This window comes from Tsukamurella sp. NPDC003166, from assembly GCF_040611135.1.
Classification (GTDB): Bacteria; Actinomycetota; Actinomycetes; order Mycobacteriales; family Mycobacteriaceae; genus Tsukamurella.
Genome location: NZ_JBEXNL010000022.1, coordinates 1 through 15,261 on the forward strand (window position 1 = coordinate 1; position 15,261 = coordinate 15,261).

Sequence of the window (15,261 nt, forward strand, 5' to 3'; positions counted from 1 at the left end):
CGCCTCGTCGGCATCCTCCACGGCTGCCTCGCCAGCCGAAACCGCTACAACGAGACCACCGCCTGGCGTCACCGAACTGAAATCGACGCACACGCGGCTTGACTCCCTACGCCCCTGGGATGTCTAGCGCGAGCGACGCATCGTTCGTCCTCGCCGCGTTCGCCCCTGGCTGATTCCCCTGAACGGATGACATACGGCGACCGCGCCGCCAAGTACCGTCAATCCTGTACAGCGAGAATAACTCTCGAGGTTTCTCGACAGAGGGATATCCCATGGCAACAGTGAGAATCGGCGCCGTCGCCGCAGCATCGTCCGTGGCGATCACACTGATCGTCGCGCCGTCGGCGAGCGCCGCGACGATCAGTGGCACGAACACCTGCATCCACCACGCGACGAGGGCGCGGACCGCGCCCGTGGGCATCTGGGTGGAACCGATCGGCGGCGGCAGCCCCGGGTGGGCCGTCAATACCCGCAGAGCGACCTACAGCGACTTCAGCTTCACGGCGAACGGTGCGACGAGGTTCGTGCTCCGAACGGGGTGCGGCGGTACACCGCAGAACTGGGCGTCGAGCATCACGTCTCCGCCGGTGAACGGTATCGGCACGACCATAACCAACACCTGGTAGTCCGCGGCGATCGTGTCACACGTTCCGGGATCGGTCGGCGCGGGCGTACCGATGCATCGCCCCGCCTGTTCGGGCTGATGACCGGTACACCGGGGCTGCCACGCGGACCGGTACCCTGATCAGGTGACGAATCGTGGAGCGAAGGCGTACGGACTGGCCACCCTGACCGGCGACGGGACGGTGCTCGACACCTGGTACCCCGCGCCCGCGCTGACGGACGGCGGCGGCACCGTCGGATCGGTCCAGGACCCGGCCGGCGCGCCCGCCGAGCTGACCGCCCTCGCGGGCCCGGACGCCGACCGCAAGGTGCGCACCGTCGTGGTCGAGACGACCATCGCCGACCTCGCGGACGCGCCCGTCGACGCGCACGACGTGTACTTGCGCCTGCACCTGCTGAGCCAGCGCCTGGTGCAGCCGCACGGCCTGAGTCTGGACGGCCAGTTCGGCCTGCTCGCCAACGTGGTCTGGACCAACTTCGGCCCCTGCTCCCCCGCCGGCTTCGAGCAGGTCCGCGCGGCGCTGCGCAAGCGGGGCACCGTCACCGTGTTCTCCGTGGACAAGTTCCCGCGCATGGTCGACTACGTGGTGCCCACCGGCGTCCGGATCGGCGACGCGGACCGCGTACGCCTCGGCGCGCACCTCGCCGAGGGCACCACCGTGATGCACGAGGGTTTCGTGAACTTCAACGCCGGCACTCTCGGCACCGCCATGGTCGAGGGCCGCATCTCCGCGGGCGTCGTCATCGGCGACCACTCCGACGTGGGCGGCGGCGCGTCGACCATGGGCACCCTGTCGGGCGGCGGCAAGGAGATCATCGCGCTCGGCGAGCGGTGCCTGCTGGGCGCGAACTCGGGGTTGGGCATCCCGCTCGGCGACGACTGCGTGCTCGAAGCGGGCCTCTACCTGACGGCCGGCACCAAGGTCACCGGCCCCGACGGCACCCAGATCAAGGCCCGCGAGCTGGCCGGCCGGAGCAACCTGCTGTTCCGCCGCAACTCGGTGACCGGCACCGTCGAGGTCGTGCCGTGGAAGAGCGAGGGCGTGGAGCTCAACGCCGCCCTGCACAAGAACTGACGTCCGACAGCGAGAACGGCGGCCGACACGCGTCGGCCGCCGTTCTTCACTCGTCCCCAGTGAATACTATTTGCCACCGACGCGCGCCTGAGCGGGCATTCCGCAGCCCATTCGCGACAGCAGGTCGTCGAGGACGTTGAGCGTCGCGCGATCGTCGACCGCGACGAGCACGCCGGGAACCGCGCGGGGCGAGCCCATCCCGCCGCACTCCGAACCCTTCGAGACCAGGTGCGATTCGACGATCCACAGCCCCACGCCGCACAGCACGACGGCGAGGCAGAGCGCCGACACCGCCGTGATCCTCATCCGCGTGAATCTCATCGTCACCTCCCGTCCGTAACCGAACCTCAATACACTTTGCTATAGCGTACCACTTATCGCGAAACGCGCAGATGCGGCGAGAACCGCGCGGCGGCCACCCCGCCGTCGTTAACCTGAGCAGGTGCGCCCGGAGATCGAACTGTCGTGGCGCAGGTCCCGGATGTCAGGACTCGCGCCGGCGAACACCGCCGTCCCGGTCGACGAACAGGCCGTCGACCGCAGGTCCACGCTGCTCCGCGCGGCCGCACCGGTCCTCACCGACCTGACCGAGCGGATCGGCGACGCCCCCTACGGCGTGATCCTGTCGGACCGCGACTCGAGGGTGGTGGACATCCAGGCGAGCGCACGTTCCCTGCATCGCGAATTCGACGGGCTCGGTGCGGTTTTCGGCGGAGTGTTCCTCGAGGAGACGACCGGGACCAACTCGATCGCCACCGCTCACGAACTGCGCAGCGGGGTCGCCGTGCGCGGGGAGGAGCACTACCTCGACCGGTTCAAGCATCTGAGCTGCTACGGCCACCCGATCTTCCATCCGATCACCCGCAGGCTCCTCGGCGTGGTCGACATCACGTGCCGGACCGCCGACGACTCCCCGTTGCTCCCCGCCCTGGTCCAGCGCGCGGTCCGGGACATCGAGGAGCGGGCCCTGGCCGACTCGCCGCGCAGCCGTCAGCGGGTCTTCGAGGCATTCACCCTGGCGACGACGGGGCACGACCGTGCAGTCCTCGCCCTCGCGGGCGACCTGGTGCTGTCGAACTCCGCGGCGGCCGATCTCGTGACGCCCGCGGATCACCACCTGCTCGCGCAGCTGACCGCGGACGCCGGGCCCGTTCACCTCACCCTGCAATCGGGCTCCGAGGTGTCCGTCCTGGCGCGCCGCGTCGGCGATGGCGCGGACGGCACCGTCTACGAGTTCCGGCGGATCGACGCGCCGTCCCGTGCTGCGGGGAACGCCGAGACCGGACCGGTGTACGTCGGCGGCGGCCCCGGCACGGGCCGGACCACGGCCGCCCGGGCAGCACTGTCCGCGCCGGTCACCGAGTTGGACGGGGCCGCCGCCGCGGCGGACCCGCAGGGCTGGCTGCGCGCGCTCGCGCTCGCCGACCCCGCCCGGCCGCTCCTCGTCGAGGACGTCGACCGACTGCCCGCGGACTGCGCGACCCGACTGCTCGGCGTCGTCGACCGGCCGGCCGGCCTGGTGCTGACGGGGCCCGCGACGCCGGCCCTGGAGGGTGCCGCGGCGGCGCTCGCCGCGGCGTGCCGGCGGCATGTGGACCTGCCGCCGCTGTCCGACCGCCGCACGGAGCTGGCCGATCTCGCGACCGGGATGCTCCGCCGACTGCCCGGCGGCGACCGGGTCCGGCTGACCCCGTCCGCACTGGCGGCGCTCGCCGCGCAGGACTGGCCGGGCGAGCTGCATGAGCTGCGCTCCGTACTGAGTTCGACGCTGCGGTCCCGGTCCGCGGGCGACGTGACCGTGAGCGACCTCCCGGAGCGCTACCGAGTGAGCCCGCAGCGGCGTGATCTGGGCCCGCTCGAGCGCGCCGAGCACGACGCCATCGTCGCGGCCCTGCGCGCGGCGGGCGGGAACAAGGCACGAGCCGCCGCCGCGCTCGGCATCAGCCGCACCACCCTCTACTCCCGGTTGCGGAGCCTGCGGATCGGCTGAGCCACGGGCCACGGAACCGAGGCCGCCGCGACGGGAAGTGTCCAACTTTTGAACAGTCCGGCCCGCCCGGCGGTTTCTACCGTGATGGTCATCACGTCCGATGAAGGGATCGCCATGACCACCAGTACCGCCACCACCGCCTACGACCGCCTGTACGTGGGCGGCGAGTGGATCACTCCCAGCACCGCGCGCACGATCGTGCCGATCAACGCCAGCACCGAGGAGCCGCTCGGCTCCGTCCCCGAGGCGGCGGAGGCCGACGTCGACCGGGCCGTGGCGGCTGCCCGGGCCGCGTTCGATGCCCAGGACGGCTGGGCGACCTGGGAGCCCGAGCGCCGCGCCGCAGCGATGGCGCGCTTCGCCGACGAGATCGAGGCCCGGTCCGCGGAGTTCGCGTCCCGGGTGAGCCTGCAGAACGGCATGCCGATCGCCGTCGCCACACAACTCGAGGGCGCCTACCCGGCACTCCTGCTGCGCTACTACGCGGGCCTGATCCGCGAACCGGCCGCCGCCGACCTGCGACAGGGCATGTTCGGCGGGACCGTGGAGGTACGCCGCTCCCCCATCGGCGTCGTCGCCGCGATCGTGCCGTGGAACTTCCCGCAGGCGCTCGCGATGTTCAAGCTCGCGCCCGCGCTGGCCGCGGGCTGCACGATGGTGATGAAGCCGTCCCCCGAGACGGTGCTCGACGCCTTCCTCCTCGCCGAGGCCGCGGCAGCGGCCGGGCTCCCCGCGGGTGTGCTCAACATCGTCCCCGCCGGCCGGGAGGTCGGCGCGTACCTGGTGTCGCACCCGGGCATCGACAAGGTCGCCTTCACCGGCTCGACCGCGGCCGGCCGGTCGATCGCCGAGACCTGCGGGCGGCTGCTGCGGCCCGTCACGCTCGAGCTCGGCGGCAAGTCCGCGGCGATCGTGCTCGACGATGCCGACCTCGACCTCGGCACCATCGGCGAGGGCCTGTTCACCTCGACGATGCTCAACAACGGGCAGACCTGCTTCCTCGGCACCCGCGTCCTCGCGCCCCGCTCCCGCTACAGCGAGGTGGTCGACACCTTCACCGCGTTCGCCCAGTCACTGCAGGTCGGCGACGCCGCCGACGAGACCACGCAGATCGGCCCGCTGGCCACCCGGAACCAACGCGAGCGCGTGGAGGGCTACATCGCCCGGGGCATCGCCGACGGTGCGCGGCTCACCGTCGGGGGCGGGCGCCCCGGTCGCGACCGGGGCTGGTTCGTCGAGCCGACGGTGTTCGCGGACGCCGAGAACGTGGCGGTGACCTCGCGCGAGGAGATCTTCGGCCCGGTGCTCTCGGTCATCGCCTACGACGACGTCGACGACGCGATCGCCCTGGCCAACTCGTCCGAGTACGGCCTGGGCGGCACCGTCTGGACCTCCGACCCGGACCGCGGCGCGGCGGTCGCCCGGCGCGTGCAGACCGGCACGATCGGCGTGAACCGGTACATCCCCGATCCCGTCGCCCCGTTCGGTGGCGTGAAGTCGAGCGGCATGGGGCGGGAGCTGGGCCCCGAGGGCCTGGCGGCGTACACGAACCTGCAGACGATCTACCGCTGAGGCGCGCCGTCCGTCCGCCCGCCGATCAGGCCAGACGTTCGGCGGCGGCGGCGATCCGCTCGTCGGTCGCGGTCATCGCGATGCGCACGTGCTGCGCGCCCTGCGGGCCGTAGAACTCGCCCGGCGCGGCGAGGATGCCCCGCTCGGCGAGCCAGTCGACGGTGTCACGGCAGGGCTCGCCGCGCGTCGACCACAGGTACAGCCCGGCCTCGGAGTGGTCCACGGTGAAGCCCGCGCCGCGGACTGCCTGCAGCAGCACCGCGCGGCGGGCGGCGTAGCGGGCGCGCTGCTCCGCCTCGTGCTCGTCCACCGAGAGGGCGTAGGCCATCGCGGCCTGCACCGGGAAGGGCACGATGGCGCCCGCGTGCTTGCGCACCGCGGCCAGCTCGGCGATGAGCGCGGGGTCGCCCGCGAGGAAGCCCGCGCGGTACGAGGCCAGGTTCGAGGTCTTCGAGAGCGAGTGGATCGCGATCAGGCCGGTCGTGTCGCCGTCGCAGACCCGGGGATCGAGCACCGAGACGGGCTCGGCCTCCCAGGCCAGGCCCAGGTAGCACTCGTCGGAGGCGACGATCGCGCCGCGCTCGCGCGCCCACTGCACCACCTTGCGCAGGTGGTCGACGCCGAGCACCTTGCCGGTCGGGTTCGAGGGCGAGTTCACGAACACCAGGGCGGGCCGCTCCGGGCCGAGCTGGGCGGTACCGTCGGCCCGCACCGGCCGCGCCCCGGCGAGCAGAGCACCCACCTCGTAGGTCGGGTAGGCGACCTCGGGGATGACGACCACGTCGCCGCTTCCGAGCCCGAGTTGCGACGGCAGCTGCGCGATCGCCTCCTTCGTCCCGATCACGGGCAGGATCGCGTTCTCCGGCAGCGCCACGGTCCCGTAGCGACGGCTCAGCGCCGCCGCGGCGGCCTCCCGCAGGGCGGCGGTGCCGATGGTGGCCGGGTAGCCCGGGAACGCGGAGCCCTCGTAGAGCGCGGCGCGGATCGGCTCGGCGACCGGGTCGACCGGGGTGCCCACCGAGAGATCGACGATGCCGCCGACGTGCGCCGCGGCCTTCGCCTTCGCGTCCGCGAGGGTGTCCCACGGGAAGTCCGGCAGGCCGGACGCCACGGGCACGCGCGACACGTCAGTGCTCGGTGTCGGTGTTCATGGGCGGGAGCGCCTTGATGAAGGGGTGGTCGTAGTCGATCTTCCCCTGCTTGGCGGCGCCGCCGGGCGAACCGATCTCGTCGAAGAAATCGATGTTCGCGCTCACGTACTCGGCCCACTCGTCCGGCACGTCGTCCTCGTAGAAGATGGCCTCGACGGGGCACACGGGCTCGCAGGCACCGCAGTCCACGCACTCATCGGGCTGGATGTACAGCATCCGGTTGCCCTCGTAGATACAGTCGACGGGGCACTCCTCGATACATGCCTTGTCGAGCACATCCACACAGGGCTCTGCGATGGTGTACGTCACCTGTCATCTCCTTCGCACCGACTGCTTCCACCCGACAGTATTCCGCGCCGCTGGAACGTGTCACAAAGAAGTGTCGCCTAACTTGCCGGGGTGTGATTTCATTCACTCGTGCACGTAATCGTCGGTGTGTTCGGATTGCTCGTCTTCCTGTTCCTCGCGTACCTGCCCACGCGGAACACGGCCCTTCTGAAGAAGAAGGCGCCCTACATCCTGGGCATGCTCGCGATCCAGTTCGTACTGGGCCTGATCATGCTGAAGACCCCCATCGGCAAGTCCGTGATCGACTGGCTCTCGCGGGGCTTCAAGAACCTGCTCGGGTACGCGCACGAGGGCACCTCGTTCGTCTTCGGCGGCCTCGTCGACTTCAAGACCAACCCCGACGGCGCCGGCCCGTTCTTCATGAACGTGCTCCTGCCGATCATCGTGATCTCGTCACTGATCGGCATCCTGCAGTTCATCAAGCTGCTGCCGCTGATCATCAAGTACCTCGGCCTGGTCCTGTCGAAGATCACGGGCATGCCGAAGCTGGAGTCGTTCAACTCGGTGAGCTCCGCGATCATCGGACAGTCCGAGAACTTCATCGCGATCAAGAAGATCCTGCCGACCCTGCCGGCGAACCGGCTGTACACGCTCTCCGCGTCGGCGATGTCGACGGTGTCGATGTCGATCGTCGGCTCGTACATGGTGATGATCCAGCCGAAGTACGTCGTCGCCGCGATCGTGCTGAACCTGTTCGGCGCGTTCATCGTCGTCTCCCTGCTCAACCCCTACGAGGTCGCACCCGAGGACGACGTCTTCGCCGCCCCCGAGCAGAAGAAACAGTCCTTCTTCGAGATGCTCGGCGAGTACATCATGGACGGCGCGAAGGTCGCACTCACGGTGGCCGCCATGCTGATCGGCTTCGTCGCGCTGCTGGCGCTCGTCAACGGCCTGTTCGCGTGGGTGTTCAACGGCACGACCTTCCAGGACGTGCTGGGCCACATCTTCGCGCCCCTGGCGTGGCTCACGGGCGTCCCCTGGGGCGAGAGCGTCCAGGCCGGCCAGATCATGGCCACCAAGCTCGTCAGCAACGAGTTCGTGGCCATGCTGTCCTTCACGCCGCAGAACCCCGGCGGCGCCGTGGTGATGAGCGAGCGCGCCACCGCGATCGTCCAGACCTTCCTGGTGTCGTTCGCGAACTTCAGCTCGATCGGCATCATCGCCGGCGCCGCGAAATCCCTGGCGCCCGAACAGGGCGACCAGATCGCGAAGTTCGGCCTCAAGCTGCTCTACGGCGCGACCCTGGTCTCGTTCATCTCCGCCACCGTCGTCGGCCTCATCTCGTAGTTTCCCGACGGTGCGCTCGGGGCCCGCAGGGTGGAGGGCTCCGGGCCGGGCGAGGGCAATCGCCGCTCGCTTAGACCTCCTCCACTCGCCTAGCGGCTCGGTCGTCCGATGCGCTCGACGGCGTTGCCCTCGCCCGTCCCTCGTCAGATCAGTGCGGTCAGGTCCACGCGGAGTCCGAAAGGCACCGTGGTCGTGAATTCACCTGTGGACGTTGCACCTTCGTATTGGCCGTCGCGGAGTGTGAGGGCCTCGATGCTCGGGCCGCCGTCGAGGTCGACGATCCAGTAGTGCGGGATGCCCGCGTCGGCGTACTCGCTGCGCTTGGTCACCAGATCCTGGCGACGGGTGCCGGGCGAGAGGATCTCGACGACGAGCACCACATCTGCGGCGACGATGTCCGTCTCGGTGCTCGCCGTCACGATCACGAGATCCGGACGACGCACGGTCGGCGGGAACCCGCTCGCCACGATGACGTCGACATCCGGCACGATCTCGACGCCGTCGGGTACCTGCGGGTGTAGCGCCAAACCGAGTCGAAAACCCGCCTTCTGATGCCTCGGCACCGGACTCGGAGACACGATCAGGACCCCCTCCTGAAGCTCCGACCGCCCCGACGTGTCCTCCCCCAAGGCACGCCAGTCGTCCAGCGACATCAAGTCGACTCTCCGAGCTGCGGTCATGTCGCGAGTCTAGCGCCGCCGACCGACGGGAATCGGGGCTACGCCTCGGGCTCGGGGTCCGCCTCGACACCCGACGGGGCCGCGTTTCCGGCGAACACCGCCTCCAGGCCGAGGATCTTGGCACCGTCGGACGCGCGGGCCTCGACGACGCGCAGCGTCGCGAACTCGCCCACGTAACCCGCCACCGCACCGACGACGGGCAGCCTACCGAGGGTGTCGAAGACGCCGGCGGGCCGCGGGCGGGACTCGAGCGCCGAGCGCGCCGACTTCACGGTGTGCAGCACGTCGCGGACCGCGCCGAACGCGGAGAACACGCCGCCGCGCGCCTTGTCGGCGGTCGCGCGCACGGGTACGAGGTCCTGGAAGCCGGGCCGGTCACCCAGCAGCGCACGGGAGTCGATCTGCCGGCGCGAGAGCACCCGCGCGACGAGGTCGATCTGCTCCGGTACCTGATCGACGCCGTGCTCGCCCGCGATGCCCACGACCACGACGGTCTGGTTGGCGAATCCCAGGTACGTCTGCACCGGCAGCAGTCGCGCGACGATGCCGAGCGCGCCCGGCCAGGCCACCGCCACCGTCGACACCGCGCCGACGGGGATGACCCACCACCGGGAACGACCGTTCGCATCGCGCTTGAGGTAGTCGTTGACCACCGGGATCGGCGTCAGGCCGGCGAGCGTGGAGACGAACCGCGCCCCGGCCACCGCGGGCCGGGCCACCGCGACGAACACCCCGACGGTGCGCGCGAGCTCCAGATCGGTCACCTCGCCCGTCACGGCACCGCCCCGCGGCTCCAGCGCGTTCACGCGGCACCCCGCTGCGCGTGCGTGGTGGTCCGCTCGCGCGCCGGGCGCCCGATGCCGTTCGCGATCGCGTGCAGTTCCGCCACCGTCTTCTCCGATCCGTGCGCCGACCCCGCCATCCGCGAGATCGTCTCCTCCATCAGGGTGCCACCCAGGTCGTTCGCGCCACCCTGCAGCATCGCCTGCGTGCCCGCCGTGCCCAGTTTCACCCAGGAGGTCTGGACGTGATCGATCCGGCCGTGCAGCATGACCCGCGCCAGCGCGTGCACGGCGCGGTTGTCGCGCTTGGTCGGCCCCGGCCGCGCCGCGCCGGCCAGGTACAACGGCGCGCTCTGGTGCACGAAGGGCAGCGGCACGAACTCGGTGAAACCGCCTGTACGGTCCTGGATGTCGCGCAGCACGTTGAGGTGCGTCACCCAGTGCGACGGGTTGTCGACGTGGCCGTACATCATCGTCGAGCTGGACCGGATGCCCACCTCGTGCGCGGTGGTCACCACGTCGATCCACGCGGAGGTGGGCAGCTTGCCCTTGGTGAGCACCCACCGCACCTCGTCGTCGAGGATCTCCGCGGCGGTACCGGGGATCGTATCCAGGCCCGCCTCGCGGAGCCCGATCAGCCAGTCCCGCACGGACTCGCCCGAGTGGGCGGCACCGTTGACGATCTCCATCGGGCTGAAGGCGTGCACGTGCATTCCGGGCACGCGATCCTTGACGGCGCGCACCAGGTCGGCGTACCCGGTGGCGGGCAGGTCCGGGTCGATGCCGCCCTGCATGCAGACCTCGGTGGCGCCCACCTGCCACGCCTCCTCGGCGCGGTCGGCGACCTCCTTCATGGACAACGTGAAGGCATCGGCATCGCCCTTGCGCTGCGCGAAGGCGCAGAACCGGCAGCCGGTGTAACAGATGTTCGTGAAGTTGATGTTCCGGTTGACCACATAGGTCACCACGTCGCCGACGGCGTCCTTGCGCAGCTGATCCGCCAGCGCCACCAGGGCTTCCAGTCCGGCGTCGTCGGCGTAGGCGAGGGCCCGGTACTGATCGTCCGACAGCCCGCCCGGGTTCTTCTCGGCCGCGCGCAGGGCCGAGAGCACGTCCGACTCGACCTTCGCGGGCGCCGACAGAGACAGGACCTGCTCGCGCACGGATTCCCAGTCGCCGAACGCCGAACCGAGGTCCGAACGGGTGTCGGTGTTCCGGCCGTCGATGTCGATCGCGGTGTTGAGATCGGTGCGCCCCGACGACGCCCACTCCTCGTCCGGCTCCTGCCAGGGCAACCCGACGGGCATCGCGGCAGCGTCGGCGAGCCCCGTCTCCGGGTCCGCGAGCGCGGCGACGTGCGGCGCGACGCGCGGGTCGATCCACGGATTGCCCGCGCGCACGTACTTGGGCTGCGCCGTGAGCCGCTGCCGCAGGTCGAATCCCGCGTCGGCGGTGATCGCGGCGAGCGCATCGAGGTCGGGCCACGGGCGCTCGGGGTTGACGTGGTCCGGGGTCACGGGCGAGACGCCGCCCCAGTCGTCCACGCCCGCCTCGAGCAGCAGCCGGCACTCGTCCGCGGAGACGAGGTTCGGCGGCGCCTGCACCCGCATCGCCGGGCCCAGCACCATGCGGGTCACGGCGATCGCCGCGCGGTAGACCTCGAGGTCCGCGTCCTCCACCGACCGCATGGCGGTATCGGGCTTGGCGCGGAAGTTCTGGATGATGACCTCCTGCACGTGGCCGAAGGCCTTGTGCACCTTGCGGATGGCCATGATCGACTCGGCGCGCTCGCGCTCGTCCTCGCCGATGCCGATGAGCAGGCCCGTCGTGAAGGGCACCGAGAGGCGGCCCGCGTCGGTGAGGGTGCGCAGCCGGACCGCCGGGTCCTTGTCGGGCGAGCCGTAGTGCGGCTGCCCCTTCTCGGTGAACAGCCGCTCGGAGGTGGTCTCGAGCATCATCCCCATCGACGGTGCGACGGGCTTGAGCCGGGAGAGCTCCTCCCAGCTCATGACGCCCGGGTTGAGGTGCGGCAGCAGCCCCGTCTCCTCCAGCACCCGGATGGCCATGGCCCGCACGTAGTCCAGCGTGGAGTCGTAGCCGCGCTCGTCGAGCCAGGTCCGCGCCGCCTCCCAGCGGTCCTCGGGCCGGTCGCCCAGCGTGAACAGCGCCTCGTGGCAGCCCAGCTCGGCGCCGCGGCGCGCGACCTCGAGGATCTCGTCGGGCTCCATGTAGGCGCCGTGCCCCTCGGCGGCCAGCTTGCCGGGCACCGTCACGAAGGTGCAGTAGTGGCACCGGTCGCGGCACAGCCGCGTGATGGGGATGAAGACCTTCTTGCTGTAGGTGACCTGCGGCGTACCGTCGGCCCCCGTGAGCCCCGCCTCGAGCAGGCCCGCATCGCGCACCCGCGCGGCCGAGCGACAGAGGTCCTCGAGGTCCTCGCCGCGGGCGGCGAGGAGGACCTGGGCCTCGTCGACGTTGAGCACGGCGCCGTCGCGGGCACGGCGCAGGGCGCGGCGCATCGCCGACGCCGTCGGCACGTACGGCTCCACCGCTCGTTTCGGCACCGAGGGCACCGGGAGGAGAGCGGGGGTCTGCTCAGAAGCGTCCGTCACTCTTCCGATGATGCCAGGTATCCCGCAGCGACCGGCATCCCGATTCCACAAACCACGACGAGGAGCAGCCGCCAGTCGTAGAAGACGGTGCTGCTCCCGGGCCCACCCAGCAGGAACGCGACGATCACGACGAGGAATGCGATCACGGGAAGCGCAGCGTGGAAGGACTCTCCCCCGAGTCGGCGCGCCGCGACCGAGATCAGCGACAGGAACGCGCCGAACACCACCGCCGACAGAGGCAGCGGCACGGACCCCACGTAGGTGTACAGGTACATCGTGGCCCCCACGGCGCAGACGGCGCCGCCGAGGACCGCCACGCCGAGCAGCACGCGGTCCAGCGGCGCCATCACGTGATCCCCGCGAACAGGTCGCGCTCGACACCGTCCGGCCCGGGCGCGGCGACGCCGCGGGCGAGCACGAAGGCCTCCTCGTGGAACACCGGCTGCGCGATCCGGTTGGTGAGGGCGAACGCGATCCCGGTCGGGTCCACCGCCAGCTGGGTCTCGTGCGCACGGAGCGCGGCCACCTTGCGATCCGCAACGGCGGACGCGTCGATCCGGGCCGTCACGACGGCCTCGTCGTGGGCGGGCAACTCGTCGGGGGCGGCCACGCGCCAGTCCGCGGGCAACCGGGCGCCGCGCAGAGCGTCGAGCCCGGCGTCGAGGTCGCCGCGCGCCGTGACCGTCCAGTACAGCTTCGCGACCCGCCACGGCTCGCCCGGCAACGACGGATCCGCCGCCGCCTCGACCGCCGCGTGCGTCACGGCGTGCGCGGCGATGTGGTCGGGGTGGCCGTAGCCGCCGACCTCGTCGTAGGTCACGACGACCTGCGGCCGCCGTTCCCGAAGGATCCCCGCCAGCGCCGCCACCGGCCCACCGTCGGGCTGCGCGGACGCGACGGCGGTCGCGAAGGCGCGCGGGTGCTCCGCCGCCGGGGTCCCCGCCATGCCGGAGTCGCGCCAGCGTCCCATGCCGCCCAGGAACAGCGGCCGCAGCACGGGCCCCGCCGGGTCGCTGAGCGCAGCGAGTGCGGCGGTCAGCTCGCCGATCCGGTATCCGCCGAGCTGGTCCGCGTTGTCGGGGGTCAGCTGCGCGAACCGGGGCTCCATGACCTCGCCCTCGTCGCCCAGCGTGCAGGTCACCACCGTCACCTCGGCCCCCTCGGCCAGGTAGCGGGCGATCGTGCCGCCGGTGGTGATGGTCTCGTCGTCGGGATGCGCGTGCACCAGCAGCAGCCGCCGCGGTGCGGCGTCGGGTGGAGTCACTTCCGGGCCCATCCCTCGACGCCGCTGAACACGCCGTCCTGCGGTGGCCCCTCGAGGGTGACCCCCTGCACCATCGGCCCCACGGCCGAGAGGGTGACGTCCTGCAGGATCGGCAGGACCGTGGCCCGGGACCACAGGTCGGCGTCGATCGCGCCGAGGTCGACGGCGCCGCCGCGCAGCCCCTCGCGGGCCAGGCTCTGCAGATCGGCGTCGCACAGGCCGGCCAGGTTGCCACCGACCGTGGTCGCGGCGGGGTCGTTCTCGAGATTCGGCGCCTCGGGGGTCGTGGTAGCGGCCCGCCCGGAATCCTCCGAGGGCGGCGCGGGGCACGCGACCCGGGCCGCGAACCGCTCGACGGGCGTCGGGCCCGTCCCCGACCAGCCGACCACCGCGTCGACGGCACCGTCGAGCAGGGCCGTCCCGGCCACCACCTGCGGGTCGAGCGCGACCACGGACGCGAAGACGCCCATCGCACGCAACTGATCGGTGGCATTGCTGGCCACCGCGAACGCGGGGACATTGCCCTGCGGCACGCCGATCCGCAGGAACATCGGCACCCCGTCGCGCACGTACTGCTGCACGCTCTCCCCCGGCGACGGGGACGGCGGCACCGGCAGCGCCGACGGATCCGCGCTCGTGGACGGCGCGGTGGTGCTGGCGGGCGGGGGCGGCGTGGGCGGCACGCTCTGGCTCGGCGGGATCGGCGCGGTCTGCAGCGAATAGCCCGCCGCCGCGAGCGCCGTCTCCAGCTTGGCCTTGGCCTCGGCCGCCGGGGGCCGGGCCGGCATCGTCGGCGCGTATCCCGGGTCCGACGGTGCCAACACCTGCGCCCGGGCGGGCCGGACCGTGTCGCCGCCGGAGCCGACCGTGGTGAGCAGGTCGACGTTCACCGCATCGAGCAGGGCCCGCCGCACCGCGACATCGGTGAGGAACTTCGAGCGGGTGTTCAGCGTCAGGGACAGCACGCGCGGGTCGACCTGTTCGACCGCGCGGACCTGGTAGATCGAGGTCAGTTGGGCCAACAACGACGGTCCGCCGTGAACCGAGACCACCTGGACGTCGCCGGTGCGCACCGAGTTGGCGAGCTGCGTGTCGCTGCCGCCCTTGCGCAGCACGATGCGGTCGACGAGGGCCGGCTTCATCCAGTAGCGGTCGTTGCGCTCGAGGGTCACCTCGTCCCGCGCGACGTCCACCTTCTTGACCAGGTAGCCCGCGCCGGATGCCGGGATCTTCTCGCGCATCGCGCCGTTGAAGCCGCCGGGTGAGCCCTTGACGAGGTGGCTGGGGAGCAGGTTCTGGAACAGCGTGCGCCACCCCGGGAGGGGGGCTTTGAGCGTGACGATGACCCGCTTGCCGCCGGCGCCGGACGCCACCGATTCGATCTGCCGGTAGGGGGCCGAGCCGACGGTGTCCGGGGCGGTGATCATCGACTGCCACAGGTAGACGAAGTCCTCGGCCGCGATCGGCGCACCGTCGGACCACTGCGCGTCCTGCCGGATGGTGTAGGCGATCTGGAGCGGCGCCGGGTGCTCGATGGTCGGGATCAGGTCGGTGTTCTGGGCCAGCACCACCCGGCCGTCCGGGGCCCTGGTCTCCCGGAACACACTGGGCAGCGTCATCGCCGCGAGCGCCCGCGCCGCGGCCGACGAGTTCGACGCCAGATGCGGGTTGAACCCCGCCCCCAGGCCGTCGATCGCGACCTGCACGGTGGCGCCGGTCGCGGTGGGCACCTGCGGCGGCGCGGAGGTCTCCGACCCCGGGACCGCCGGGGGCGGGTCCGCGACGCACGCGGTGAGGGTCGCCGCCAGGAGGGCCGACGACACCGCCAGCCCCAGGGACCTCCGCCGCACCGCGCCTCCTCCGCTCGCTGTCGTT

Annotated in this window: 14 protein-coding genes; 5 read left to right on the top strand and 9 right to left on the bottom strand. The window is 71.4% G+C overall.

All coding sequences use genetic code 11. The features are described from left to right. Positions 1-272: 272 nt before the first annotated feature. Entirely contained in the window at positions 273-626 is a 354-nt protein-coding gene (locus tag ABZX10_RS19765) for a hypothetical protein (protein WP_355543874.1), read from the top strand. Between the two features lie 123 nt (positions 627-749). Continuing rightward, positions 750-1,700: a 2,3,4,5-tetrahydropyridine-2,6-dicarboxylate N-succinyltransferase gene (gene dapD / locus ABZX10_RS19770; RefSeq protein ID WP_355543877.1), complete on the top strand. Its 951-nt coding sequence runs from the start codon at positions 750-752 to the stop codon at positions 1,698-1,700. Positions 1,701-1,766: 66 nt separating this feature from the next. Here the strand turns inward: dapD and ABZX10_RS19775 are convergent, their stop codons facing one another. Beyond that, the gene (locus ABZX10_RS19775; protein WP_355543880.1) at positions 1,767-2,006 is read right to left on the bottom strand and encodes a hypothetical protein; all 240 of its coding nucleotides are present in this window, start codon (positions 2,004-2,006) and stop codon (positions 1,767-1,769) included. A 136-nt stretch (positions 2,007-2,142) separates the two neighbouring features. Here ABZX10_RS19775 and ABZX10_RS19780 point away from each other — a divergent pair, with 136 nt between their 5' ends. After that, positions 2,143-3,690, top strand: coding sequence for a helix-turn-helix domain-containing protein (locus ABZX10_RS19780; protein WP_355543883.1), 1,548 nt, complete (start codon positions 2,143-2,145; stop codon positions 3,688-3,690). A 114-nt stretch (positions 3,691-3,804) separates the two neighbouring features. Then, positions 3,805-5,262 (top strand): aldehyde dehydrogenase, encoded by a 1,458-nt coding sequence (locus ABZX10_RS19785; RefSeq protein ID WP_355543886.1) that lies wholly within the window; start codon positions 3,805-3,807, stop codon positions 5,260-5,262. A gap of 25 nt (positions 5,263-5,287) precedes the next feature. On the opposite strand, the gene dapC is transcribed toward ABZX10_RS19785, so the two are convergent. Both dapC and fdxA read right to left on the bottom strand, forming a co-directional pair. Then, positions 5,288-6,373, bottom strand: a complete 1,086-nt coding sequence (gene dapC, locus ABZX10_RS19790; protein WP_355544106.1) for a succinyldiaminopimelate transaminase — start codon at positions 6,371-6,373, stop codon at positions 5,288-5,290. A gap of 16 nt (positions 6,374-6,389) precedes the next feature. Further along, positions 6,390-6,722, bottom strand: coding sequence for a ferredoxin (fdxA, locus tag ABZX10_RS19795; RefSeq protein ID WP_224646084.1), 333 nt, complete (start codon positions 6,720-6,722; stop codon positions 6,390-6,392). A 108-nt stretch (positions 6,723-6,830) separates the two neighbouring features. On the opposite strand from fdxA, the gene ABZX10_RS19800 reads away from it, so the two are divergent. After that, complete coding sequence (locus tag ABZX10_RS19800) at positions 6,831-8,048, top strand: nucleoside transporter C-terminal domain-containing protein (protein WP_355543890.1); 1,218 nt, start codon at positions 6,831-6,833, stop codon at positions 8,046-8,048. A 143-nt stretch (positions 8,049-8,191) separates the two neighbouring features. Here the strand turns inward: ABZX10_RS19800 and ABZX10_RS19805 are convergent, their stop codons facing one another. The 6 genes from ABZX10_RS19805 to ABZX10_RS19830 form a co-directional block, all read right to left on the bottom strand. After that, positions 8,192-8,701 carry a Uma2 family endonuclease gene (locus ABZX10_RS19805; protein WP_355543893.1) on the bottom strand — a complete coding sequence of 170 codons (510 nt, stop codon included), beginning with the start codon at positions 8,699-8,701 and terminating at the stop codon, positions 8,192-8,194. Positions 8,702-8,766: 65 nt separating this feature from the next. Further along, positions 8,767-9,534, bottom strand: coding sequence for a hypothetical protein (locus tag ABZX10_RS19810; RefSeq protein WP_355543896.1), 768 nt, complete (start codon positions 9,532-9,534; stop codon positions 8,767-8,769). Continuing rightward, positions 9,531-12,122: a bifunctional FO biosynthesis protein CofGH gene (locus tag ABZX10_RS19815; protein WP_355543899.1), complete on the bottom strand. Its 2,592-nt coding sequence runs from the start codon at positions 12,120-12,122 to the stop codon at positions 9,531-9,533. Before ABZX10_RS19815 ends, ABZX10_RS19810 begins: the two co-directional genes overlap by 4 nt. Continuing rightward, positions 12,119-12,469, bottom strand: coding sequence for a hypothetical protein (locus ABZX10_RS19820; protein ID WP_355543902.1), 351 nt, complete (start codon positions 12,467-12,469; stop codon positions 12,119-12,121). The genes ABZX10_RS19815 and ABZX10_RS19820 overlap by 4 nt, the downstream gene beginning before the upstream one ends. After that, positions 12,469-13,386, bottom strand: a complete 918-nt coding sequence (gene mshB, locus ABZX10_RS19825) for an N-acetyl-1-D-myo-inositol-2-amino-2-deoxy-alpha-D-glucopyranoside deacetylase (protein ID WP_355543905.1) — start codon at positions 13,384-13,386, stop codon at positions 12,469-12,471. Before mshB ends, ABZX10_RS19820 begins: the two co-directional genes overlap by 1 nt. Beyond that, a complete protein-coding gene (locus ABZX10_RS19830; protein WP_355543908.1) occupies positions 13,383-15,236 on the bottom strand; it encodes an ABC transporter family substrate-binding protein in 1,854 nt (617 codons plus the stop codon). The genes mshB and ABZX10_RS19830 overlap by 4 nt, the downstream gene beginning before the upstream one ends. Positions 15,237-15,261 lie beyond the last annotated feature (25 nt).

Bases quoted from the DNA above. Each gene is read 5' to 3' on its own strand.
- ABZX10_RS19765 (WP_355543874.1), top strand. From the start codon at position 273: ATGGCAACAGTGAGAATCGGCGCCGTCGCCGCAGCATCGTCCGTGGCG.
- ABZX10_RS19775 (WP_355543880.1), bottom strand. From the start codon at position 2,006: ATGAGGATCACGGCGGTGTCGGCGCTCTGCCTCGCCGTCGTGCTGTGC.
- ABZX10_RS19785 (WP_355543886.1), top strand. From the start codon at position 3,805: ATGACCACCAGTACCGCCACCACCGCCTACGACCGCCTGTACGTGGGC.
- ABZX10_RS19805 (WP_355543893.1), bottom strand. From the start codon at position 8,701: ATGTCGCTGGACGACTGGCGTGCCTTGGGGGAGGACACGTCGGGGCGG.
- ABZX10_RS19820 (WP_355543902.1), bottom strand. From the start codon at position 12,469: ATGGCGCCGCTGGACCGCGTGCTGCTCGGCGTGGCGGTCCTCGGCGGC.